Below are 22,569 nucleotides of genomic sequence, written 5' to 3'. Positions count from 1 at the left end.
AAGGAAATTTATAAGGCCCTAATAATTAAATACTTCAGAAAATTCAACTACTGACAAAATGATGCCACCACGTTTATCAACTATTTAAATATAGCTACCCGGATGTAACAACACCCCGCCTTTGGCATCATACTTGTAATTAAATCTTAAAACATACATTTACTTAAATTATAAATATCATGGGCTTATTAAAATTTATAGCGGTAGGTGCCGCCATTGGATACGGAATAAATTACGTCACTAAAAAAGGCCCTAACGGCCGCTCTATCCTTGATGATATTACCGAGGATGCGCCGGAATGGTTTGATAAAGCAAAAGCCTACGCTACCGAAAAAGTAGAGCAGGTAGTGCAGCAAGCCAAGCCAGATGCCGGGTACCAAGGCGGTCAATAGTCGATCAACTAACATTATAAAGAAAGCCCTTCTGTTAACACAGGAGGGCTTTCTTATTACAACTAAATTTAAAGCGCAGCCGTATAAGTCATCGTTCTGTTTATTTTGTTCATTGATTACGAGTTAATAAGACACTTATTTGAATTTATTAACTTGCCTCTGCTTTGCGTGTGGTGTTAGTTTTTAACAAAGGTGAAACACGATCATCAAATACACACCCTCCAAATAATCAGAAGCATCATTGTGATTTTTTAACCTTTAACCTTAAAATTATATGCCAACTACCGATCCTGATGGGACCATCCCCGTTGCAACCGCTAAAGAGTGGGCTGCAAACTGGCGCGCTTATCTAACCGCTACCAACCCCGATTTTGAAATCCGTTCGTTTACTATCCCGATTGTGGATTTTCAAAACATTATGCTTTACAACCCTGCTGCCGAAGCAGTAAAGGCATTTATTGGTTTAACAGATGAAACAGACCCCATGAGCGCGCAACTAATGCTGGTGCCAATAACCGAGGGCGAAGAAGTACACACGCTTCCACTTGTTGGCGGCCCGGTTGGCGATTCGCAAAGTAACATTTATGATATGACTACGGCCTGCCCGCCAACCTGCGGCGCCGGAGTTGGCGATACCTTAGACATGTAATTTTTATTATTCCAGTTATGTTTATAAGCTTTATTATATATTTAAGGCTTATGAACGTAACTGCTTTTAATATTTACGCCAGCTATATAGTGCCTCCTACTGTGCTGATACCCATTGTATTTGCACTGCTTAATTTTACTCAACTAACAACACCTCTAAAAATAATTGTTTGGTACTTGATATTTTCGGGGCTATTTAACTTGTTGTCTTTGGTATTAATTTCTATGCACCATACCACTACCTGGATGATGCACCTTTATGGGATTATCGAGTTTATAGCACATTCGCTTTTTTACAGCATGTTTTTTAGCAAAGAAAAACGAAAGTTATTTACAGGGTTGATTTTTGGATTTACTATCTTATGTATTGTAAATTACTTTTTTATTCAAAATAAAATTGAGTTTAACACGTACACAAGGCCATTAGGCGCTATTATTATCATTGTATATAGCTTGCTTTTTATACTTAAAAACCAAAACGACGAGGAAAGTTGGGGCGATAACATATACAATTGGATAAATGCAGGTATCTTGTTATACTTTGCAAGCTGCCTGTTCATGTTTATATTCTCTAATTATTTACTTGCAAGCCCGGATATCAGCCGGTTGGTTTGGGCCATACATGACACCGTTTTAATATTTGAATACCTTTTATTTGCCGTAGGATTTTATAAATGCAGAGCACTACAGACAATATCCTCATATTAGTAGCCTTAGGGATGGCAGGGATCTTTTTATTGGTCGTGTCGTTCATACTTTTTTCCATCCGTAACCAAAACCGGCTATTGAAACAGCGGCAGCAATTTCAACAGGCCCAAATTGCGCATCAGAAGGAGTTATTAAAAGCGGTGATAGAATCGCAGGAGGCCGAACGCAAACGAATTGGGCAGGATCTGCATGACGATGTAGGTACAACTATATCCGGTTTGCGGCTACTGATAGAAATGTTTAAACCCAGCGGTGGCAATGATAAAAACCATCAGGATTTTACTCAATCTACCAAAACCATTATTGATAAAATTGTAAAGGATGTGCGCAACATATCGCATAACCTATCGCCTACAACATTAAGATATTACGGGCTTGCGGCGGCTGTTAACGAGCATTGCACCATTATCAATCAATCTGGCAAGTTAGAGATAGCACTTGGCAACAACGCCGATAAGGTTTTAGAACAATTGCCTATAACAACATCCACAGCTATTTATAGGGTGATGGAGGAGTTGCTGAATAACACCATTAAACACTCGGGCGCAAGTAAGGCCAGTATTGATTTTAATGCCGGTACCGAACAGATAGTTATTGAATATGCCGATAACGGCAAAGGCCTGCCGGCTGATATCGAAACGGCAAAAAAAGGCATGGGCATGCAAAATATAGAAAGCCGTTTACTAAGCATTAACGCTACTTATAAGCTGGAACCATACGCAGGCAAAGGTTTCCAGATTAAAATTGAGTGCCCAATAGTTAACGCGTAACCATGACAGAGATAAGCTTAGCTATAGTAGACGATCAAAATTTGTTTAGGCAAAGCCTGGCATTGCTGGTAAACTCTATAGAAAATTTTACGTTGGTTGCCGAGTGTTCAAGCGGGCAGGCATTTATTGACACCCTTAATACCTTTAAGATCCAGCCGGATATTGCTATTATAGATATGGATATGCCCGGCATGAACGGTATCGAGCTTAATAAGCACCTGCACATACATCACCCCGCTATAAAAGTTATTATATTAACCGTACATGCTAACGAAACTTTAATAACCCAAATGATAGACGGCGGCGCAGCATCATACCTTGCAAAAAACTGCGATAAGGATGAATTGTTGTTAACCATAAACACTGTACATAAAAATGGGTTTTATTTTAATGCCGATGTTATAAAAGCGTTGCGCAATAGTGCAAACCACCGCTCAAACTCGCAAGATATATTAAATGGGATGCTCATTACGCTATCCAAACGCGAAGGGCAGGTGCTCAAGCTTATTTGTAAAGAATTTAGCAATGCCGAAATTGCCGCCGAGCTGTATTTAAGTGTGCGCACTATTGAAGGCCACCGTATTGCCCTAATTAATAAAGTTAAATGCCGAAATACTGCCGGATTAGTGCTTTTTGCATTAAAACACCGGCTTGTTGATGTTGCTTTTTAAAACCACGTATTTCTACTTGATTTTAAAAAAACGTATTTGTACTATCCCCCTATTTTTTGAATACTCCCAATTAATATATTTCTTAATATATAATATATTTAAACAAATATTTATTTTCGTGAGAAATATTTCTCAGTAAATAACAATCAATTTACACATAACACTTTCAAGCATTTTTTTAAGTAATGTATTGCTTATATTTACGTATAAATTAAAATATTCTTAAAAGTTATAGGCCGATGGATATAGTTTTTATTAGTAATCAAATCAAATACGATATTTTAAATATTTGTGGTTTACCGGTAGATCACTCTTATAATTTACTAACAAACACCCCTTTAAAATCGATAGGTTATGACAGGGACGAGGAACTATGCAGGCAGCTTGAAGAGAAGTTGCGCATAGTTGCAGAAGAGTATAACACAGGGAGAAGAGTTGCGAGGGGAGATGTATCAAAAAACTTAACCGTGCGCGAATGTATTCAACTTGTTATAGCATAAACACTAACAATACTTACTACCAAACCCAATCACAATTGCAAAGCGGCGCTACTTAAGTAGCGCCGCCGTTGTTTAAGCGTATTTATAACGATACTACAATTTTGCCCCGTGTACGCCCGGTTTCGATAGCAAGATGGGCATCCCCTAATTTATCAAACGGGAACACCTGCGATACTTCTGCCTTTAATTTGCCTGTTGCCAGCCAATCGGCTATTTGCCGCATATCCGCCCCGCTGCTTTCTACCAACTGAAATACCGCATTAACGCCTAAGACTGAGGCCACCTCTTTAATATCATCGCTAATTACACCAGATGGCAGCGAAACCACGGTACTCCCTTTTTTTACAATATTTAATGCCTTTTTAAAAGGTTCGCCACCGGTGGAATCTAACACAAAATCAAGGTTAGTTAAGCCTTGTTCAAATGGTTGCGCGGTATAATCAATAACGGTATCAGCGCCAAGGCTTTTAATAAACGCCGTATTTGTTGCCGAGCCTGTCGCTGTTACGTTCGCACCTATAATTTTCGCTATTTGTACAGCAAAGTGCCCTACCCCTCCTGCGCCCGCCTGTATCAAAATATTATCGCCGGTCCTAACATAGTTTCGCAGAATTTGCAAGGCCGTTAGTGCGGCCAATGTTGCGGCAGCAGCTTCTTCATGGCTAATATTAGCGGGTTTCTGTACGACGTGTTTTGCCGGGGCGGCCACATATTCAGCATAAGCTTTACCGTGGCCGGGAAAGTTCACCATCCCAAAAACTTCATCACCAACCTTAAAGTCTGTAACATTAGCACCAACAGATTCAACCACACCAGATACATCCCACCCTAATATAATAGGCGAGTGTTTGCTTTTAAAATCGTTATAAAAGCTTTTACCGCTCCGGGTTTTAGCTTCAACAGGATTAATGGAAATAGCTTTGGTTTTAATAACAATCTCGCTTGCAGCGGCAATTGGTTTTTCAATTTCTATTATTTGAAGCTGATCTACAGACCCGGCTTCCTTTAGTTCGTACGCTTTCATTTTATACTATCTTTTTTATAGTTGCAAAACTATTGATAGTATAATACCTTTGCAATAACTATCCAAATGGATAGCATTACATTATGACAATTGATACAGAAACCGAACTCTACAAGATAGACGATAAATTTTATCCCTGTAGCACCAGTATTACCATGGATTACGTTGGCGGTAAGTGGAAGATGGTGATATTGTATTATTTAAAAAATGGTAAAAAGCGCTATAACGAATTACGCAAACTAATGCCCGTGGTTACCGAGCGCACTTTAAGCATCCAGTTAAAGCAACTGGAAGATGACGGGCTGATAAACCGTATTGTATTTACAACCAAGCCCCCTTTAAAGGTTGAATACTCGTTAACTACCTTTGGCGAAACATTAATACCACTTTTGTTAGCCGTAGCCCGATGGGGGAATAATTTGGCCGAAGAACGTGCCGAAGTAGTTAAGATAAAGCTGAAATAACTATCTATCTATAACTTCAACCTCCGCAACGTTACCAATAAACAATACAATATTGGATACTGATAAGCAAAACCTGCAACACTTGCTTTATTTTAAGCTAAGTTTTATATGTAGGTAAAAAACAAAGACAAAAGCCGTAAATAAAACAGAATTAAACAACATTAGCCGTTTTTATTTGAATAATTACACAAAACTCTAAAATAACTCTACTTTTAGATGAATAAAAACAACAAAAAAGTATTTAATTGAAAATATTTCTAATAATCGATGCGATTCTGATCTTTTTTAAACACAAAACAGTTAAATGCACAATTATTTAATAAATTAACATTATTTTAAACATTTGTTAACCGAAATGTTGTATTATTGCAAATGCAATAACTTATTTGGCGCATTAGATAAAATGTTACAAAAAAATTACAAAAAAATTCGTTGCATATAAAAACTTAGTGTTACTTTTACACTATTAAACATAACAAACAAGTCTTCTCATAATTTAGGTTTATAATTGGTTAGTAAAGGCCCCTGCCCATCAGGGGCTTTACTTTTTTAAAGAATTTTGTAAGCCCTAAAATAAAATCACAACAAGCATTTGACGTTTCACAAATTTTACTACTTTTGCCATCCCAACACACGGGGGATTAGCTCAGTTGGCTAGAGCGCTTGCATGGCATGCAAGAGGTCATCGGTTCGACTCCGATATTCTCCACTTGATAATCAGGCTTTTAGAGTAACTTCTGAAAGCCTGATTTATTTTAGTCCAACATAAGTCCAACACTTTCCTGTATTTTTATTGCGTTTTCTTCGCCACAACCTGCCTGAAAAAAAGAAACAGTACGTTTTTTTTAGTCGAATAGCTTATCGCCAATGCCCGCTGTGCAAATAAATTATTGAACACACCACCCCATATTTACCGCTTAAGCAATAAACAGCGCGAGCCGGGTAAATAGTCAAGGCCGGGCCACAGCTAAAAAACAAAATAAAATGGCCCGCTCTGCATGGCCTTTACTTTTTATCCCGGCATGGGCTACATTTGCGGATGTGGTGAATATTTACTTTAGTCAATTATAATGCGAAAGGAAGTAATCGAAATTGCTTTAAGTGTTTTAAAAGTTAATAACATCAATCACAATTTATTTAATAAAAATCAAATTATTCCGTTCTCAGACTTTTTATTGGATTTGTAAAAGCTGCTTTTATAGTTTGTAAGATTATCAAAAATGCGGTTATACCCGTCAATAATACGATTGAAAAGATAAACGGCGAAACCGATATATCGATTTTATAGGCGTAATCACTCAGCCATTTTTGCATAACTAAATAAGCCAGCGGACAGGCTATGGCTGCTGCGATCAAAACTACCCCTAAAAAATCATTTAAAAAAAGTAAGGTGATACCCATAGCAGACGAGCCTAAAACTTTACGTATGCCAATTTCTTTTGTGCGCTTTTGTATACTTAATGATATTAGACCTAATACGCCGAGTAAAACTATAATCACAGCTAAAATAGTGGCTACGTAGGCCGCTTTTTTTAATTGCAGTTCTGTAGCGTATAACTTGTTCAGAGCATCGTCCATAAAATGATATTCAAACGGTGCACCCGGCATTAATTCTGACCACTTTTGGCTTAACGCGGATAAGTTTTTTTGTATATTCCCTGCTTTCAGTTTAATTGAAAAATAGCGATAAGCAAGGGACCAATTTACATTGGTAAAAGTGACCGGTTGTATGCGTTGCTGCATGGAGTCGAAATGAAAATCGGCGGTAACGCCGCAAATGGTAGAAGCTATCGGGCTACCAGGAGACATTAATTTCTGTCCGATAGCCTCATCAGGATTTTTAAATCCTAAAGCTTTTGCTTCTGTTTCGTTGATAACCACTTCTGTAGAATCCGCAACACCAAAAACGGGCTGAAAAAACTTGCCCGCTTTTAATGGTATGCCATAGGTAGCAGCATACTGGTTATCAGCAGCCAAACCTTTGGTAACTATACTTTGCGCCGGGTTGGCACCTTGCCTATAAATTTGGTAATTACCCCCATTGGCCCCATCGGGTATCTCAAAAGAAAGTGCTATGCTTTTAACTTGCGGCATTTGTGCCAACTGATAACGGATATTTTCCATTTTATGAACTCCCTTGGGCGACCAATCTCTTGGTAACTGTGCATAAACTACATAGTCTTTAGTATAGCCCAGGTTATTGCTGAAAAATAAGTTGACTTGTTGCGATATGATAAATGCGCCAATTAATACTATTGCAGCTGTTGCAAACTGAAATGCAACCAGCGACTTACGAAAAAGTACGCTTTCTTTAACGGAAGCTAACTTGCCTTTTAATGAGTCGATTGATTTTAAGGCAGATAAAACTAACGCCGGGTAAATTCCTGCCAACAGCCCTACACTTAGCGCAAATAAAAATATAATGGGTATAAAATATATCGGGAGCACAAATAAGCTCATGATATCTTTGCCAAGAACATCACTAAAATAAGGCCTTGCAAGTACGTAAATGACGAGAGCCAAAATTGTCGCGATAATTACTAACAAAGTCGATTCGGCTAAAAACTGCCAAATTAGTTGCTTGCGTAAACCACCCATTACTTTTCTGATGCCCATTTCCTTCATTCTACCCGAGGCGCGACCTATGCAAATATTTACAAAATTGATGATGGCCATAAGCAAAATAAACAGTGCGATGCAAGACAGCGTAGAGGTCATTTTTTTTACAATGCTGCCTTCAGCTATCATATTATAATCCTTTAATGCTACCAAATAGGGTGTAAGGTTTTTACTGATCTGTTCCGACGCATTTTTATGAAGCAGTATCTTCATTGCAGCTTCAACTGTTTTCGGGTTAACACCTTTTTGCAGTTCAACGTAATCAACTATATAAGTATTTGTCCAGCCGGTTATATTACGTTTAAAGTATTTGCCTGCATCAGCATTAAAAAAGAAATCAGAAATGTTAGATGAATTTAAAGAAGTGACCGAATTTTTAGGAATGTCATCCAATACGCCTGAAATTGTGAAGTCATGTTTATCTCCTGAAAAGTTCTCGATATTCAATAACTGCCCAACTACATCTTTCTTACCAAAGTATTTCATGGCCATCTTACGGGTTATTACAACCGAAAATGGATCGTCTAGAGCGGTTCGTGAATTTCCTTGCATTAGATTAAAACCATACATATTTAACATAGAGCTATCACCCACCTGTAAATTTTCACGAAAGTGCTTATCGCCCTTTGATACATTGGTTGTAATCGCATCGAAATGATAAAAGTTTTTCACCAGACTCGGATAATTTTCCTTTAGCGCTTTAGGTAGCTCCGCGACTGATACAGTTTCAAAACCCATATCGGGGTCTTTCCATTTACTTTGGATTATATATTGATTATCTGCATCTTTAAGCTGATGATTTACTTGCAGTTCACCCCATACATATGCACCAATTAATAAAGTGAAGGCTATACCTACCGAAAGGCCCCCAATATTAATAATGGAAAATATCTTTTGTTTCCAAATATTTCGCCAAGCGATTTTGATGTAATTTTTGAGCATAGCATCAGTATTTGTTATTGTATCTATAAATAAAATGCCAAGTTATAACTTATTAATTATTAGCAATATAAGTTACATGATATTTAAATTGTGTTCATTATCGAACACTCACCGTATGATTACAGTACAATTTTGCAAATTCTGTGGCTAAGGTGCATTTATGACTAAATTCTGAATCAATCTAATATCTTGAAGGATAACACAATTACACCATCCCATTTTCAACGCTTAGGCACCAAAAGCGCAAGGCGGATGAAAGGTCAAGGCCGAAGCACCGCTAAAAAACAAACAAAACTGCTTCGTTTATATAGCCTTGAACTTTCAATCCGCCGGTCGCTAACTTTGCCGGATGCGGTGAAATGAGGATGTTTTTATTTGTGGGCGGGGGAAATGGCAAGTGTGTTGCGAAGCCTCACTCTTGCCGCGCATCAGGCAAAGCGGGTGAAGGAATGGTCCCCGGATACCGGGGATTCATGTATGAACCTGCTTTGCCTGAATGGATGGCTTTTATCAATTAGGTTGTTTTTTTAATGCTTTCAAACTATCTGTTTCACTTTCCAATTGTTTGATACGCAATTCCGTCTCCTGTCCTTTTTGATACCTTTCTATGCTATCGGTTCTATAGCTGTTGATATTGGATACCTTAAAACTATCAAGGTCATTAACCATTTCCTGTTTGCCATTTTTATCCAGTTTAATATAATTCCAATACCAGGCGTTGCGGAAACGGGTGTTCTCGCTATCCATATACCAGTACCGGAAACCAAACCAGCTAAAAAAGCAGGCAATGATGGCAATGCCTGTTAAATACATAGACCGTTTACCCATAATCTTTAAAAAGCCTTTACCGCCATCCTCCGGCAATACCAGTATGCGATTTTTGATGAAAAGATCATTAAGCTGCCTTTGAACCGAATTTTTTGTGGTGGTAAAACCATCCGCTATAATTTTGTGTACGGGTAATAAATCCGGCGTGGGTGCTGTTATCTGTATGTTTTCCACCTTGTTTTTAAAACCATCTACTTTATTAGTGAGTTCATCAACCTTTGCAGGTAACACTTTAACCACCTCTTTTACTGCTTGTAATTCTTTGGTGAAATCTTCCATCACCGAATTAAAATTTGTTTCGTTTATCATAGTCTAAATCCTCCCGATTGTTTAATTTGCTGTTCTTCTTCTTTTTTCTTTAGTTGTTCTTGCTGCCTCTGCTGCTGAATCACCTCCCTTAGCTTTTGAGCCATGCTTGGTTGTTGTTGCTGCTCTTGCTGTTGTTGCCTGTTTTGCGCTAATTGCTTTTCAATTTTCAATAAGGGATAACCAACTTGGCTGCCTTTAAACCTGACCGCCTGCGCATCTGTAAAAGCAATACCCCTGCCTAATTCAATTTCATAGCCTTTTGCTGTTATCTTATTCTGAAATTCTTTCATAGTTGTGGATTGCTTCAAGAATTTAGCAATGGCTTCTTTTAATGCTTCTTTACGGATGTCCTGCCGTGGCAGCATCCTTTCTTCTTTAGACAGGAATTTACGCGGGCTAAGTACCTGTTCCAATTGATGCTTCTTTTCTATGCTCCGGCAGAAGTTGGCTATCCGCTTATAGTTGTTGCTATCGGAAACCGTTTTGGCATCATAACCAACCCTATTAGCCACAATATGCAAGTGTTGGTGCTGCCGGTCGGCATGTTCTATAACCACGTATTGGTTATTTTCAAATCCAAAGTCTTTAGCCATCTGCTTACCAATATCAATTTTATCTTGGTTGCTTAACTGATCTGAATGGGCAAAGCTTATAGAGGCATGTAATACTGGTTTGGACAGCTTTGGGTTTAAATACCGGACTTCATTGAACTGTTGTATCAATTCCTTTTTATTACCGAAGCATTGATTATAGCAAATAACCTGCGCTTGCTTTTTCTCCTGCTCAATCTCCTGCAAAGCTTTATTCTGTTGTAATCTGCCTTCATGCAGGTAGTTCAAACACCCCCGAAAACTTTTTCCTGTACTTATCTTACCGATCATTGTAAATAGGCCTTAATATCCGTAACCAATTGTTGCAGGCTGGTGCTTTGCTGGTTGAGCCTTGCACGTTCAAGTACGCTTAATTCATCAAAGCTATTTCGCTTTTTAGCGATCTGGTTAAGGTTGGCGGCTATATGGTTCAGCATTCCCGCGAACTGCAATACTTCTTTTGGAAGTGTTCTTACCCTGACTTTAACCATTCCTTTCAAGCCCATTTCCCGCAAGTATTCCGATACGCTTAAACCAACGTTTTTAGCCTTGTTCTCAATCTGCATCCCCTCAAAAAAGGAACACTTAACGGAAAGCGTGCGCAATCGCTTTACTTCTTTTGGCGGCCTGCCGCCTTTGTTATTTTTTAGTTTTTCAAACATCTTTAATCCTTTCCTGTCTTAAAAATCTCCCCATGAATGCGATAGCATGAATGGGGCCAGCAAGTTTTGGTAACACCAAAACATAGCTGGCTCCCACATCCGGGCTAACGCCCGTCGTGGTATCCCGATACTTCGTATCGGGGATTTAAGCCTTTGCTATTGTTGCCTTGTTTCCACTCCAGGCGAAAGCCTGTCGTTGTTTCCGATACTTCGTATCGGGGTTATCAGTATTTGGTAACAGAGTCTTTAAGGGGTAGCGATGGGCGTTTTAAACCTGGGGCGTGATTACCTCCTTCAATCCATTCGATTAGTTTTCTTCGTGAAAACAAAAGTTTTCCTTCGATCTTACAAAAGGGGATTTTTTTGCGTTTGACTAATCCATAAATGGAAGTGACCTCGTATTTGATGAGGCTGGCCGCTTCTTTGGTATCCAATAAAGTATCATCTTCATTTGACATCTTAGGACTTACCTGTACGGCGTTTTTAACGGATAACTCAATCAGCTCCTGGAGCTCCTGAGTAGATAGTGTGGTTACAAATGTTGCATTCATCATAAATAATTTGATGAAGCAAAACAATACGAAAATAACCCAACGTTACTGAACGTAGTTTAACGAAGTCATACCGTGATCCGGTAGTTTGGTATTTTGGATAAGATTTGTAAAGCATTTTTAGCGTAGGGACTGTTCTCCAGTTCTTTAATGGCGGCAATAGCGACTGACTGTTTTTTCGTAAAATTACCCGGCATATAATTTAGTTCTATCGCATCATAAACTGAAAATGTAGCTTTCAGGCATTTGCTATATTCCTCCAATGGCAAACGGGTATAGGTGTAGTTAAGTTTGTAAGTGGCGTGCATCAGCAAATAAAGGATGGGTTGATAATCAAGCGGTAAATCATAAAAGCGGTGCAGGCTGTTGGGTAATTTGCTGTGTTCTCCCGATATATCGGCAAACATGCTCCCTAACAATTCTACTACATCACTTTCCGCGTTAAACTCTGGCGTTAAACTTAAAGACTTAAATTTGGGTAGATCCAACAACACCAGCCATATTGTAATAATATCACCTACGGGGTATTTTAATGGTATTTTGGAAAGTGCAGATTTAGTGTCTGTAGTAATAGGTGCTTGTACCGATGTATTCTCCGGCAAGGTTTTGGGGATTTGTACAGGTTCGGCTTTAGTGGTTAAAAGACTTAGGTTTTTGTATTCCTTGAAAGCCCTTACTAAGCAAGCTTGAATATATCCTAAATTATGCAGCAACTGCGGAATGGCAAAACCTTCAAAATATAAATCCCGCTGGCAATACTCCATAAACTGTTCCAACATTTCCTTTTGATGGGATAGTCCCAAGGATGGAAAGGCGGGGCCGATCTCCATATTAAAACCGTCAAGACCTAACAAATAGCCTTTGTAAAATAGCTGCATGAGTTTTTTGGTGTATTCTTCCGTGATGGGTCGGGTAGTCTCCAATAGTATTTCGTTGTGTCCTGCTACCTTGTTTTTAAATACCTTAGTCAAGTTGGGTTCGCTCACATAAAAAACTTGCTGCTCGTCCATTTCAATCCTTTCAAAAGGAAAACCTGATTGATATTCAAACAACGGGGCTGGTTCAAATAAACCACTTATAGATGAGAGGAAAGGAAATTTACCATGTTTAATGGTATTCACACCAATTTGGGGGTTGTAATCAGGTAGTTGTAAAAAATACATACACGGGCGATCATTGGTTAAAGTGTATTATATAAAAGGAAAAATCAAGCATTTGGTTTGTAATAGTTAGTTTTGTTTACCCTACATTAGCAACATATCCTGTTCATAAAATCATCATGTGTATTATGTTCTCACAGAATCCATTTTGATTTTAAATCCCATTGAATAAACTGAAATCTGCTATATTTGGAAAGCATATCCCGAATTACAGGAGAATACCCACACGAAACCTATGTCAACAAGTCTCAAAACAATTGAAATATCAACCTTAAAGGAATTCTCAAGTTTTCTGGAAGAACATTTGCCATCTTCGAAAGAGTCTACATTATGGTTCAGAGGGGCGGGTAGAGCCTCCTATCCACTTTCGCCATCCCTTCACCGTCACGCCACAATAAGCGAAGGTGATAAAATTATCGATCTTGAAATTGATCTAGTTGATAGGTTTAAACAGCGCTCAGTCCCTTTTCTTAGTAAGTCCATAGATAAACAAAATGATTGGGAAGTGCTATTCTTTATGCAACATTATGGTATGCCTACTCGTCTTTTAGACTGGTCTGAAAGCCCTTTTGTATCGATGTATTTCGCACTGACCAGTGCTCCGTATGAATTAAATGCAAGGAAAAGAGTTTATAAAGAAGATTGCTGCGTATGGGTTCTTGATCCAGTTAGCTGGAATCAACATTCTCTGAAAGACTTTACATATGATAAAGGTATACTTTCTGTAGAAAATCATTTCGCTGATAGTTACAAACCTAGAACACCTTTTGCCAACATTAGAGAAAAACCAATTGCCATATTTGGAACTCACAATAGTCCTAGAATTGTTGCACAAAGAGGAGTTTTCATTGTGTTTGGGAAAAGCACAACACCTATGGATCAGGCTTATGTTGACTATTCATTCCCTCAAGATTGTTTATTGAAAATTGTCTTTCCTCAAGCAAAAATTCAACATTTAGTTGAGTCTTTGACATCGATTGGAATTACCGATTCAGTTATTTATCCAGATTTAGAAGGTTTTTCCAAAGAATTAAGAAGATTCTATAAATTCGACCTATAAAATTATGTTTACAATAAGAAGCTTCGAATCACGAACCATAAGTTGGTGGTACGATCAAAAAGATAATATAGATTTTGACCCATCATACCAAAGAAAAGGACGTCTGTGGTCAAAAGAAGATAAATCTTATTTAATAGATTCTATACTCAACGGATTTGATATGCCCAAGATTTATCTAGCAGACTTCACCTTTTTTAATTCTGGCTTGAATGAGGATCGAAGACCATTTGCTGTTGTCGACGGGAAGCAACGATTTGAGGCAATGTTTGACTTTTTAAATGGTCACCTTACGCTTGACAAAGATTTTGTTTTCAATGAGGATACAACGATAAAGCTTGGAGGTTTAAGTTTTAAGGACTTAAAAATAACATACCCTAAAATTGCAAGCAAGTTCGAAAATTTCAACCTTTCAATCATAAGCATTATTACAGACAGCGAGCCTTTGATTAATGAAATGTTTATTCGGCTAAATAAAAGTAAACCGCTAACCGGAGCAGAATTAAGAAATGCTATGAAAGGTGAGGTTCCAATACGGATAAGAGAAATAATAAAGCACCATTTTTTTACAGATCGAGTAAAATTCAACACCAACAGAGGGCAGGACTCAAATGTGGCTTCAAAGCTGCTTCTTATAGAATTTAGAGGGAAATTTGTTGATACTGGAAAGGGGCAACTCGATAAATTAGTAGATGATGTGGTTGCTGCGGAATCTACTAGTTTAAATAGTTCTTATTTATCTATTATTAATGTTTTAAACAATATGGATAATTCATTTATAAGTAAGGATCCACTTTTATCGTCGTCTGGATTAATACCTGTTTACTATTGGTTTTATAGAGCCTACGGCGATACCCACAAAGATATAAGAAACTTTTTAGTTCAATTTGAGCTGATGAGGAAGGGTAATCGAAGTGCAGTTTTAAACGAAGCAGAATACATCAGCTATGATACATTAACCAGAAGTGTTAATAGCCAAACGAATCTCCAAGGTCTTTTTAATATACTTGATAGTAAATGGAAAGTTTGGTTAGAAACAGGAGTTTTATAGTGATTGAGTGGTTGTATAGTTAGTTATTTCTTTAATGATCGGAGCGTCCACATTGAGAGTGTAAAGTAATTAAATAATATCTGTCATATTTTATATAAAAATGCGACGAATATTATGGTATTTTTATTAATGGCTACTTTTAAAAATTTCCTGGTAAGCGGTTTCCATACTTGTTATTTCTTTTTCTGTTAATTTAGCAAAGTCTTTACGCCGCCGGGTTGGAAACGCACCTTTATTTTGATGCAGAAACATAATCATAAGGTTAATATCTTTATCCGGCATATCAACAATGTTCTGCAACTCCCATTTTAATTCATCATAGTGCTGTATAAATTCTAACTCTTCCGGCATATCCTGGTTAATTGTTTCCTGTATGGTTTGGGCTAAAAAAACACATTGCGCTGTCAGGTCAGGATAACGAAAATAAGCTTCGACTTCTTTGGGATTAGTGACCTCTAATGTTCCATCCGCTTTTTTGGTATAATTAATTTGCTGAATTAGTGGCTTGGAATATTGTTCCAAAGCGCTATCATAGTCCTGCATATTGTTGAGCATGTGCGCGGATACAGGAATAATTAAACCATCTGGCACCATACCATCCCTAACCAGCATATCATGTATCAGGAAACGATGCAATCTTCCGTTTCCATCCTCAAAAGGATGAATAAACACAAATCCAAAAGCGACCAATGCCGCTCTTATGATAGGGTATGTACCTTCAGTTTTACCTGCGGCTATCTTTAGCCCATCCATTAATGAAGCCAAATATTGTGGTGGCGGACAGATATAATGGATTAGCTCATTGCCATAAGGTAGCGACTGGCCAATATAGTTTTGAAAATCGCGAAAGCCTGGAGAAGCAAAGCGGGGGTCAACAATCGAATTTTGTAATGTGGTCAAACTTGCTTCACTAAGCATTTTTTCGCTTGGCTCTCTGCCGGCTTGCATTAATAGCGCGATAAATCGGTTCATCCGCTCTGCCGATGGTTTTTCCTTTTCTATTTCATAGGAGGAGCGGGTTTCTTTACTATACAGGTAATTGGTGGCTCTCCGAAAAACATCCGCCGAATAATTTGCCTTTAGGTTTTCGATCTGCGATCTAATGTCTGTGCTTAATTGTTGATTTAAAACAGCAGTTCTTCTGATTACCGGGCAAAATAAAAAAGTACCTAATAAATTATTATTGATCCGCCAGCGGTTATCTTTCATAACCCGGCCGGTTATATATTCGGCTTCTTCCAGCAGGTCGGTATAATTACCTGAAATCAGGTATGGTAAGTCTAATACTATATCACAAAGAAATTCATATAGAAAACCAATTTTGCGTGCGTACTTGCCTGATGGGGAGACCGAAATGAAATCTATAATTTCTTGTGGGCTAAGCTGATTGAAAACCGCTTTTAGAAATGGAAGATCTAAATCATCATATTTTAATGAAAAAACGACATGTGCTAAAGGCGTATCTTCGTCCGGTATATATTTTCTACCGTAAATTTGACTTACCTCACCTTGAGCGTTTAGTTCCACTTTCTCATTGTTCCCTATATAAGAATTATGTGTTAAGCGGTATTTTTTGAGATTGAAATGCTCCCGTAGCCATAAATTTCCAACAGTTCTTAATGCCATGTGTTATTAGTTACGGTAAAATCGATTTTTATACTGTAATTTAATTGCAATCATATAAATGTACGGTAAAACAATTATTTGATATAATATTTTAGCAAAAAATAGTAAATGTTACTGTAATCCATAAACCAATAAAGTAAAATGATTTAATAATCGAGGAACTACTGTAAAATGATTATAGTTGATTGAAATGGCAGGCACTGCCTGCCATTTCAAATTAAATTATAGAGTTGATAAGATCATCCATTACCGGATCGCCTATATCATCTAAATAAATATCGGTCGTTTTAGTATTATCATGCCCTAAACTTTGGCCTATAATTTCTTTAGATACCCTATTGCGCCGTAATACAGTAGCATAGGAATGTCGGGCTACATAAGTTGTTATGTTTTTTTCTACGCCAGCCAAACCAGCCAGTTCTTTAAGGTCTTTATTAACACGTTTAATAACCTTCAATTTTCGATCCCGAATAGACTGTTCCGAATGATGCCTTTTATAAAGAATAGGAAAAATGTAACCGGCATCACTATTGCCCTCTAAGGATTGGTAATAGTCCAGTATTACAATTGCTTGGGGATGAAGCTGAAAACGAAATTCTTCTTTGGTTTTTGCGCGAAAGTAATTCAGTTCACCATCTTTGATGTTTTCCCATTTCAAACTTGCCAGGTCAGTAAAATTCAGTCCACGGCAATAAAAACTAAATAAAAAATAGTTTCTTGAATTGATTAAGGTGTCTTGTTCTATGTTTAGTTCAAGCTCTGCAATTTTATCTATTTGCTCTTTCGTAATTGCTCGCTTCTTAGTACGTGGATTATTGTATTTTGAAAAGTTAAAATCCTTAAACGGATAATGCTCGGGCGGACAAGCTTTATCCTTCATGGCATTTTTCCATAGCGTTCTGAATGTTCTAAAATAAACACTTCGTGTAGTTGCTGCACATTTTCGCTCCAATAAATAGGTTTCATATTTTAAAACAAACTCCAATCCAATACTGGTAAAATCAAAATCTTTTTCTTTTGTAAAATTTGACAGGCTGTTTTTCGTTGACTGAAACGTAGCCGCATAACCCAATCTATTTTGAGTTTTAAGTATTTCAATCTGCTGATCGAAATAGGCTAAAAGTTTACCCGCTTTTGGCTGAACAGCACCACCTGTATATTTTCTTACCAGTGCTTTGACATCTTCAAATGATATAGGTGCATTATTCCTACCTGCCGATAAGACAAATAAATCAACCTCCGATGAAATTGTCTTTAGTAGTAAATTGATCGATTTATTGGTATCATGGTTCTTATTAACCCGTTGCTCTTTATCATCCCAATCTTCTACACTGCTATATTTCTTTGTAGAAACCAATTGATCCTTTCGATTGATGGTAATACGCATCATTATAGGAAAGGTCAACCCATTTGGGTTACTTTGTTTTCGCAAAATAAATTTTGTGGATACTGACATAGCTAATTTTTTATTCGTTCCTTATCTTTAATTTGTCGGACTATATTAATTTAGTCCAACATTAGTCCAACATTTCTTGTCTAACCCTACTTAAGTAAACTTAAATAAAATGACTTAATGTATTGATAATGATAAATATAAGAAAAAATATTAAATCCAAAAATTTAAAAATTAGTCGAAATTAAGGCATGGCATGCAAGAGGTCATCGGTTCGACTCCGATATTCTCCACCTTAATTAAAGCTTGACTTAACAGTCAGGCTTTTTTGTTTAAGTACTTTCCCATCGCCCCCAACCGAACAACCCCCTGTTCTAAAACGAACACTTTATTACACCATCAAAACGGAGTGTTGACTATTCTTTACAACAGCGTGTACTGCTTTTGCATACACCTTTTACTACATACTGTTTATTATTCGTTGTAAAAACGCCCTTTTTAACGCTTTTTTGGTTTCAAGGTCAAAATATATTGTGCCTGATGTCATTTTTTTTATCGGGATGAAAAAGTTTGGCATCAGTTTGGAATAGTACTTATCAAACGGAGATGAAATTATGATCGACGAAATAAATGAAAAGCCGGATGAAGAGAAAGAGTGGGAAAACCCCGAAGCTCCCGAAGAAACATCCGACGATAGAGACAAAGAGCAAATAGCAAGGCAATACAAAGAAGCAAAACGCAGACATGATAACCTTAGCGAAAACCAGGACAACGAAGACGACAAACAAACTAAAAACTAAAAAACTTTAAAATATTTGAACTATGAAAACTTACCAAAAACCAGCTACCAGCAAATTAGTTAACCGTTTCGACAAAGAGTTAATGAACATCTTGATGAGCGATCTTAAAAAATTAAAAACTACAAGCCGCACCGCTGCTTAATAAAAAATTACAACTATTACTTACAACACTATATATCACCTATGAAAGCTCAATACAAACCTGCAACAAGTAAATTAGTTACCCGTTTTGATAACGAATTAAAAAACTTATTAATGGAAGACCTTAAGGCTTTCAGAGAGAGAAATCAGTTTATAACAAGCAACAAACAGAAAGCCGCTCAACAACAGTTGGTAGCCGCCTGATCAATCATATAATCTACAACATCTATTTAAAACACCCCTTTGAGACAAGAAAGCCCGGCTATTTTAGCAGGGCTTTCTTGTTTTGAGCATATTTTACAATCAGTTTAGCTGTTTTGGCAGAGGCACCGGGCGTGCCCATTCGCTCATCAAGTTCATCATAATCGGCCAGCATTTGTTGGCGATGGTGGGCGTTATGTAGCAGATTGTTTAATTCCTCTGTTATATTTATTGAAGTACAATCGGCCTGTATTAGTTCAGTAACCACCTGCTTGTCCATTATAAGATTTACCAGGGATATAAATTTTATCTTAATCAGCATGCGGGCTATACCAATAGTTAGCGCGTTGCCCTTGTAAACCACTACTTGCGGCACATTAAACAATGTGGTCTCCAGCGTTGCAGTGCCCGACGCCACAACCGCGGCTTCTGCATTAGCGAGGATATCATAGGTGGCATTAAATATCACGGGGATATTTTTATCGCCCAGGTATTGGCTATAGTATTCTTTATTGAATGATGGTGCACCTGCCACAACAAATTGATGATGCGGAAATTTTTCCATAGCCCCAAGCATCTCGGGTAGTAAACGGCTTATTTCCTGCTTACGGCTGCCGGGTAGCAGGGCGACTATCTTTTTACCGGATAGGTTATTATCTGCAAGGAAATTGGTATTATGGTGAAAGGCGTCTACCGCATCCAGCAGCGGGTTGCCTACGTAGTCAATCTCCATCCCCCAGCTTTTGTAAAACTCGACCTCGAACGGCAGGATGCAGAACAGATGATCTACCACGCGTTTAATTTTCAGTACACGCTTTTGGTTCCAGGCCCACACTTTTGGCGAGATGTAATAATATACTTCTATACCCTGCGCTTTGGCAAACTCGGCTATCTTTAAATTAAACCCCGGGAAATCTATCAGTACTAAAACATCAGGCTGGTAAGCCATAATATCCCGCTTACATTTTTTCAGGTTTTTCAGGATAGTATTAAGGTTGATAACCACCTCCACAAAACCCATAAAAGCCATATCAACGTAGTGCTTCACCAGCGTACCACCTTCGGCCTGCATTAGGTCGCCGCCAAAAAAACGAAAATCAGTCTGTCCATCCAGCTCTTTCAAAGCTTTCATCAAGTTTGCCCCGTGCATATCGCCCGAGGCCTCGCCGGCTACCAAGTAGTACTTCATCTATCCATGCATTTTAAATACAAACACCAATAGCGTGCACGCAAATGTGGCTATCATTATCCCGTAGGCTATTTTATCCAGATGTGCCCTTGCTGCAAAACGCAACGCTACCAAATTCAGTAAAACAGCTATCAGGTATGGCGCGGCAGGTTTATCCATAATAATGGCATCGTTCTTCAACAACACCGCGAAGATTAGCCATGCAAGTACGGGGGCTACGCATCCGTATAAAAAGCCTATACAAATATTATTCTTTTTAAACATTAAACGTCCAGGTGTTTAAAATGGGTATAGCGTGATGGGCGGTCATATCAAATTGTACGGGCACAACAGATGCATAATTATGCTCCAGCGCCCAAACGTCGGTGTCTTCGCCGTGGTCATTATTTTGAAACACGCCGGTAAGCCAGTAGTAAGGGCGTTTATACGGATCCATACGCATATCAAATTCTTCGGCCCATTTGGCGTTGGCTTGGCGGCATATCTTGATACCTTTAACTTTATCCCCCGCCGGGAAATTCACATTTAGCACCGTACCAACGGGCAACCCGTTCGTTAAAACTTGCTGCGCTATCTCTTTTACGTATTTCTGACAAGGTTCAAAATCGGCCTCCATTGTATAATCATCCAACGAAAACCCTATAGAAGGGATGCTTTCTATCGCACCCTCAACAGCTGCCGACATGGTGCCCGAGTACAGTACATTGATGGAGTTATTTAACCCGTGATTGATACCCGACACACAAAGATCAGGCTTTACGCCGTTAAACACCTTGGTTACTGCCAGCTTCACACAATCTACAGGGGTACCACTGCAACGGTACATTTCTATGCCTTCGTAAATATCAACCTCATCTAACCTGAGTGGTTTACCTATAGTTATAGCATGCCCCATACCCGACTGCGGACTATCCGGCGCTACTACCACTACCCTGCCCAATGTTTTCATGGTATGCATCAGGGCTTTGATGCCCGGCGCCGTTATACCATCATCATTTACTACCAGTATAGTGGGTTGTTTAGATTTTGCCATGCGGCAAAAATAACTATAATTGAATTAAGCTTTGGTTGGATGTGTATTAAATTATATTATTTACGCCCGGTATTTTAACCAGCACCAGCCCCAATAAAAAGCTGCCTGCCACCGCCAATGGCGCCACTATAAGCAATTTAATAGCTGGTTCTATTGCCCAGACGCTAAAGACTACCGTTAGCGAAATTATTAGCAGCGGGTGAAATATATAAACCGCGAATGTGCTGCGCGATAATGTTGCCAGGAAAGTAGAGGGGCTATTCCATTTGTGTTTGCCGATGCATAGCAATGCTGTGACAATGGTGAAGCCAACCAACTGCTCCCATATGGCATACCAAGCCTGCTGCCAGTGCGCGCCGCTGCTAAACCACTCTACCGGGAAGTTCAGGGTTTTGCGTGCGATGAAGAACAATACAAAACCTATCAGCACAACGCAAATGGCAATGTTGCGCATTCGTTTGCCGGTTTTAAGTTCAACAATGGTAAGCCATTTATTTTTAGCGGCTATCAACCCTAAAATAAACAGGGAGATATATTGTGGAAAATGCCCTAACTGGAAACCGAGCGGCTTCAGCACCCACCCCACCGGGAAAACAATACGTACGGCGTAGCTTAACAAGCCTATGCACATCGCAAAAACAATTATTCTCGTCACCGAAGGCAAGGCAACGGGCTTTTCTACCCTGCCTGCTATAACACGGTACAAAACATATAAAAGGGTAAACAACAGCAGGGCGGCCACAAACCATAACACACCGAAGTTTATCCAACCATCAAACCCGCTTAAGTATTGCAGGTAGGTAATATTGTGCCCCTGGGCCCATTTGTAGGATATAAAACTTAAAAACGGCGACAATACCCATGAGTAAAATAGTAAAGGCACGCCAAGCCTGATAAGCCTATCGGTAACAAATTTTACCGGGCCCTTTTTATCGTACGATGCAGGTACGAAAAGCGCCGACAGGAAAAAGAAGAACCCCATAAAAAACGCCTGGTTAACAGCCACAAAAACGGTCATAGGTAATATGACCGCTGCAAGCGTTGTTTTTTGCGTGTAATACCACCCACCCGGCGCGCCGTAAGCAATAAACGTATGGTGCAGAATAACCAGCATGGTTAGCAGCACTTTTAAATGATCTATATAATTGATCTTTGCTTTGGGTTGCACCAGGGCAGGTTGCTGGCTACTATTCGTCATTATATTCTGATAAGGTATTCAAATATAATTGAAAAAGGCATT

24 protein-coding genes and 1 tRNA gene are annotated in these 22,569 nt (G+C 38.6%); 12 read left to right on the top strand and 13 right to left on the bottom strand.

What is annotated here, in order from left to right:
* Positions 1–179 precede the first annotated feature (179 nt).
* The 6 genes from ABIB39_RS07010 to ABIB39_RS06985 all read left to right on the top strand — a co-directional run bounded on the left by ABIB39_RS07010 (position 180) and on the right by ABIB39_RS06985 (position 3,689).
* Positions 180–392 carry a YtxH domain-containing protein gene (locus ABIB39_RS07010; RefSeq protein WP_354428502.1) on the top strand — a complete coding sequence of 71 codons (213 nt, stop codon included), beginning with the start codon at positions 180–182 and terminating at the stop codon, positions 390–392.
* A 274-nt stretch (positions 393–666) separates the two neighbouring features.
* A complete protein-coding gene (locus tag ABIB39_RS07005) occupies positions 667–1,041 on the top strand; it encodes a hypothetical protein (RefSeq protein ID WP_354428501.1) in 375 nt (124 codons plus the stop codon).
* Positions 1,042–1,091: 50 nt separating this feature from the next.
* Positions 1,092–1,748: a hypothetical protein gene (locus ABIB39_RS07000; RefSeq protein WP_354428499.1), complete on the top strand. Its 657-nt coding sequence runs from the start codon at positions 1,092–1,094 to the stop codon at positions 1,746–1,748.
* Positions 1,715–2,518, top strand: coding sequence for a sensor histidine kinase (locus ABIB39_RS06995; RefSeq protein WP_354428497.1), 804 nt, complete (start codon positions 1,715–1,717; stop codon positions 2,516–2,518). The genes ABIB39_RS07000 and ABIB39_RS06995 overlap by 34 nt, the downstream gene beginning before the upstream one ends.
* Positions 2,519–2,520: 2 nt before the next feature.
* Entirely contained in the window at positions 2,521–3,189 is a 669-nt protein-coding gene (locus tag ABIB39_RS06990) for a response regulator transcription factor (protein WP_354428495.1), read from the top strand.
* 239 nt (positions 3,190–3,428) lie between these two features.
* The gene (locus tag ABIB39_RS06985) at positions 3,429–3,689 is read left to right on the top strand and encodes a hypothetical protein (protein WP_354428493.1); all 261 of its coding nucleotides are present in this window, start codon (positions 3,429–3,431) and stop codon (positions 3,687–3,689) included.
* Between the two features lie 82 nt (positions 3,690–3,771).
* Here the strand turns inward: ABIB39_RS06985 and ABIB39_RS06980 are convergent, their stop codons facing one another.
* Positions 3,772–4,713 (bottom strand): NADP-dependent oxidoreductase, encoded by a 942-nt coding sequence (locus ABIB39_RS06980; RefSeq protein WP_354428492.1) that lies wholly within the window; start codon positions 4,711–4,713, stop codon positions 3,772–3,774.
* An 83-nt stretch (positions 4,714–4,796) separates the two neighbouring features.
* Here ABIB39_RS06980 and ABIB39_RS06975 point away from each other — a divergent pair, with 83 nt between their 5' ends.
* Together ABIB39_RS06975 and ABIB39_RS06970 are read left to right on the top strand one after the other, a co-directional pair.
* Positions 4,797–5,177, top strand: coding sequence for a winged helix-turn-helix transcriptional regulator (locus ABIB39_RS06975; RefSeq protein WP_354428491.1), 381 nt, complete (start codon positions 4,797–4,799; stop codon positions 5,175–5,177).
* A 635-nt stretch (positions 5,178–5,812) separates the two neighbouring features.
* A tRNA-Ala gene (locus ABIB39_RS06970) sits at positions 5,813–5,886 on the top strand.
* Positions 5,887–6,329: 443 nt separating this feature from the next.
* On the opposite strand, the gene ABIB39_RS06965 is transcribed toward ABIB39_RS06970, so the two are convergent.
* From ABIB39_RS06965 to ABIB39_RS06940, 6 genes are all read right to left on the bottom strand, one after another.
* The gene (locus ABIB39_RS06965) at positions 6,330–8,738 is read right to left on the bottom strand and encodes an ABC transporter permease (protein ID WP_354428489.1); all 2,409 of its coding nucleotides are present in this window, start codon (positions 8,736–8,738) and stop codon (positions 6,330–6,332) included.
* A gap of 510 nt (positions 8,739–9,248) precedes the next feature.
* Complete coding sequence (locus ABIB39_RS06960; RefSeq protein WP_354428487.1) at positions 9,249–9,875, bottom strand: hypothetical protein; 627 nt, start codon at positions 9,873–9,875, stop codon at positions 9,249–9,251.
* Complete coding sequence (locus tag ABIB39_RS06955; protein ID WP_354428485.1) at positions 9,872–10,756, bottom strand: relaxase/mobilization nuclease domain-containing protein; 885 nt, start codon at positions 10,754–10,756, stop codon at positions 9,872–9,874. Before ABIB39_RS06955 ends, ABIB39_RS06960 begins: the two co-directional genes overlap by 4 nt.
* Positions 10,753–11,127, bottom strand: a complete 375-nt coding sequence (locus ABIB39_RS06950) for a plasmid mobilization protein (RefSeq protein ID WP_354428484.1) — start codon at positions 11,125–11,127, stop codon at positions 10,753–10,755. Before ABIB39_RS06950 ends, ABIB39_RS06955 begins: the two co-directional genes overlap by 4 nt.
* Positions 11,128–11,351: 224 nt before the next feature.
* Complete coding sequence (locus ABIB39_RS06945) at positions 11,352–11,681, bottom strand: helix-turn-helix domain-containing protein (RefSeq protein ID WP_354428482.1); 330 nt, start codon at positions 11,679–11,681, stop codon at positions 11,352–11,354.
* Between the two features lie 65 nt (positions 11,682–11,746).
* Entirely contained in the window at positions 11,747–12,841 is a 1,095-nt protein-coding gene (locus ABIB39_RS06940) for a hypothetical protein (RefSeq protein ID WP_354428480.1), read from the bottom strand.
* A 232-nt stretch (positions 12,842–13,073) separates the two neighbouring features.
* Here ABIB39_RS06940 and ABIB39_RS06935 point away from each other — a divergent pair, with 232 nt between their 5' ends.
* A complete protein-coding gene (locus tag ABIB39_RS06935) occupies positions 13,074–13,898 on the top strand; it encodes an FRG domain-containing protein (protein WP_354428478.1) in 825 nt (274 codons plus the stop codon).
* A 4-nt stretch (positions 13,899–13,902) separates the two neighbouring features.
* Entirely contained in the window at positions 13,903–14,946 is a 1,044-nt protein-coding gene (locus ABIB39_RS06930) for a DUF262 domain-containing protein (protein ID WP_354428476.1), read from the top strand.
* A gap of 126 nt (positions 14,947–15,072) precedes the next feature.
* Here ABIB39_RS06930 and ABIB39_RS06925 read toward each other — a convergent pair whose 3' ends face one another.
* Both ABIB39_RS06925 and ABIB39_RS06920 read right to left on the bottom strand, forming a co-directional pair.
* Positions 15,073–16,572 (bottom strand): Fic family protein, encoded by a 1,500-nt coding sequence (locus ABIB39_RS06925; protein WP_354428474.1) that lies wholly within the window; start codon positions 16,570–16,572, stop codon positions 15,073–15,075.
* A 217-nt stretch (positions 16,573–16,789) separates the two neighbouring features.
* Entirely contained in the window at positions 16,790–18,028 is a 1,239-nt protein-coding gene (locus ABIB39_RS06920; protein WP_354428472.1) for a phage integrase SAM-like domain-containing protein, read from the bottom strand.
* Positions 18,029–18,579: 551 nt separating this feature from the next.
* Here ABIB39_RS06920 and ABIB39_RS06915 point away from each other — a divergent pair.
* Together ABIB39_RS06915 and ABIB39_RS06910 are read left to right on the top strand one after the other, a co-directional pair.
* Positions 18,580–18,765, top strand: a complete 186-nt coding sequence (locus ABIB39_RS06915; protein WP_354428470.1) for a hypothetical protein — start codon at positions 18,580–18,582, stop codon at positions 18,763–18,765.
* 183 nt (positions 18,766–18,948) lie between these two features.
* Positions 18,949–19,110: a hypothetical protein gene (locus ABIB39_RS06910; protein WP_354428469.1), complete on the top strand. Its 162-nt coding sequence runs from the start codon at positions 18,949–18,951 to the stop codon at positions 19,108–19,110.
* Between the two features lie 58 nt (positions 19,111–19,168).
* Here the strand turns inward: ABIB39_RS06910 and lpxB are convergent, their stop codons facing one another.
* Genes lpxB through ABIB39_RS06890 form a run of 4 tightly spaced genes read right to left on the bottom strand, consistent with a single transcriptional unit; the run spans position 19,169 to position 22,527 of the window.
* Positions 19,169–20,296, bottom strand: a complete 1,128-nt coding sequence (lpxB, locus tag ABIB39_RS06905; RefSeq protein WP_354428467.1) for a lipid-A-disaccharide synthase — start codon at positions 20,294–20,296, stop codon at positions 19,169–19,171.
* Positions 20,297–20,560 (bottom strand): hypothetical protein, encoded by a 264-nt coding sequence (locus ABIB39_RS06900; protein ID WP_354428466.1) that lies wholly within the window; start codon positions 20,558–20,560, stop codon positions 20,297–20,299.
* Entirely contained in the window at positions 20,553–21,329 is a 777-nt protein-coding gene (gene surE, locus ABIB39_RS06895) for a 5'/3'-nucleotidase SurE (protein WP_354428465.1), read from the bottom strand. Before surE ends, ABIB39_RS06900 begins: the two co-directional genes overlap by 8 nt.
* A gap of 46 nt (positions 21,330–21,375) precedes the next feature.
* Positions 21,376–22,527 carry an acyltransferase family protein gene (locus ABIB39_RS06890; RefSeq protein ID WP_354428463.1) on the bottom strand — a complete coding sequence of 384 codons (1,152 nt, stop codon included), beginning with the start codon at positions 22,525–22,527 and terminating at the stop codon, positions 21,376–21,378.
* Positions 22,528–22,569: the final 42 nt, after the last annotated feature.

Source organism: Mucilaginibacter sp. UYP27 (assembly GCF_040547175.1).
In the GTDB taxonomy this organism is placed as follows: domain Bacteria; phylum Bacteroidota; class Bacteroidia; order Sphingobacteriales; family Sphingobacteriaceae; genus Mucilaginibacter.
The sequence above is the reverse complement of the archived record's forward strand: the minus strand, read 5'-3'. Positions and strand labels throughout refer to the sequence as shown.

Bases quoted from the DNA above. Each gene is read 5' to 3' on its own strand.
- ABIB39_RS06940 (WP_354428480.1), bottom strand. From the start codon at position 12,841: ATGTATTTTTTACAACTACCTGATTACAACCCCCAAATTGGTGTGAAT.
- ABIB39_RS06915 (WP_354428470.1), top strand. From the start codon at position 18,580: ATGATCGACGAAATAAATGAAAAGCCGGATGAAGAGAAAGAGTGGGAA.
- ABIB39_RS06960 (WP_354428487.1), bottom strand. From the start codon at position 9,875: ATGATAAACGAAACAAATTTTAATTCGGTGATGGAAGATTTCACCAAA.
- ABIB39_RS06925 (WP_354428474.1), bottom strand. From the start codon at position 16,572: ATGGCATTAAGAACTGTTGGAAATTTATGGCTACGGGAGCATTTCAAT.
- ABIB39_RS06980 (WP_354428492.1), bottom strand. From the start codon at position 4,713: ATGAAAGCGTACGAACTAAAGGAAGCCGGGTCTGTAGATCAGCTTCAA.
- ABIB39_RS06955 (WP_354428485.1), bottom strand. From the start codon at position 10,756: ATGATCGGTAAGATAAGTACAGGAAAAAGTTTTCGGGGGTGTTTGAAC.
- ABIB39_RS06930 (WP_354428476.1), top strand. From the start codon at position 13,903: ATGTTTACAATAAGAAGCTTCGAATCACGAACCATAAGTTGGTGGTAC.
- ABIB39_RS06910 (WP_354428469.1), top strand. From the start codon at position 18,949: ATGAAAGCTCAATACAAACCTGCAACAAGTAAATTAGTTACCCGTTTT.
- ABIB39_RS07000 (WP_354428499.1), top strand. From the start codon at position 1,092: ATGAACGTAACTGCTTTTAATATTTACGCCAGCTATATAGTGCCTCCT.
- ABIB39_RS06975 (WP_354428491.1), top strand. From the start codon at position 4,797: ATGACAATTGATACAGAAACCGAACTCTACAAGATAGACGATAAATTT.
- ABIB39_RS07005 (WP_354428501.1), top strand. From the start codon at position 667: ATGCCAACTACCGATCCTGATGGGACCATCCCCGTTGCAACCGCTAAA.
- ABIB39_RS06900 (WP_354428466.1), bottom strand. From the start codon at position 20,560: ATGTTTAAAAAGAATAATATTTGTATAGGCTTTTTATACGGATGCGTA.
- ABIB39_RS06945 (WP_354428482.1), bottom strand. From the start codon at position 11,681: ATGATGAATGCAACATTTGTAACCACACTATCTACTCAGGAGCTCCAG.
- ABIB39_RS06985 (WP_354428493.1), top strand. From the start codon at position 3,429: ATGGATATAGTTTTTATTAGTAATCAAATCAAATACGATATTTTAAAT.
- ABIB39_RS07010 (WP_354428502.1), top strand. From the start codon at position 180: ATGGGCTTATTAAAATTTATAGCGGTAGGTGCCGCCATTGGATACGGA.
- ABIB39_RS06920 (WP_354428472.1), bottom strand. From the start codon at position 18,028: ATGTCAGTATCCACAAAATTTATTTTGCGAAAACAAAGTAACCCAAAT.
- lpxB (WP_354428467.1), bottom strand. From the start codon at position 20,296: ATGAAGTACTACTTGGTAGCCGGCGAGGCCTCGGGCGATATGCACGGG.
- ABIB39_RS06950 (WP_354428484.1), bottom strand. From the start codon at position 11,127: ATGTTTGAAAAACTAAAAAATAACAAAGGCGGCAGGCCGCCAAAAGAA.
- ABIB39_RS06890 (WP_354428463.1), bottom strand. From the start codon at position 22,527: ATGACGAATAGTAGCCAGCAACCTGCCCTGGTGCAACCCAAAGCAAAG.
- ABIB39_RS06995 (WP_354428497.1), top strand. From the start codon at position 1,715: ATGCAGAGCACTACAGACAATATCCTCATATTAGTAGCCTTAGGGATG.
- ABIB39_RS06990 (WP_354428495.1), top strand. From the start codon at position 2,521: ATGACAGAGATAAGCTTAGCTATAGTAGACGATCAAAATTTGTTTAGG.
- ABIB39_RS06965 (WP_354428489.1), bottom strand. From the start codon at position 8,738: ATGCTCAAAAATTACATCAAAATCGCTTGGCGAAATATTTGGAAACAA.
- ABIB39_RS06935 (WP_354428478.1), top strand. From the start codon at position 13,074: ATGTCAACAAGTCTCAAAACAATTGAAATATCAACCTTAAAGGAATTC.
- surE (WP_354428465.1), bottom strand. From the start codon at position 21,329: ATGGCAAAATCTAAACAACCCACTATACTGGTAGTAAATGATGATGGT.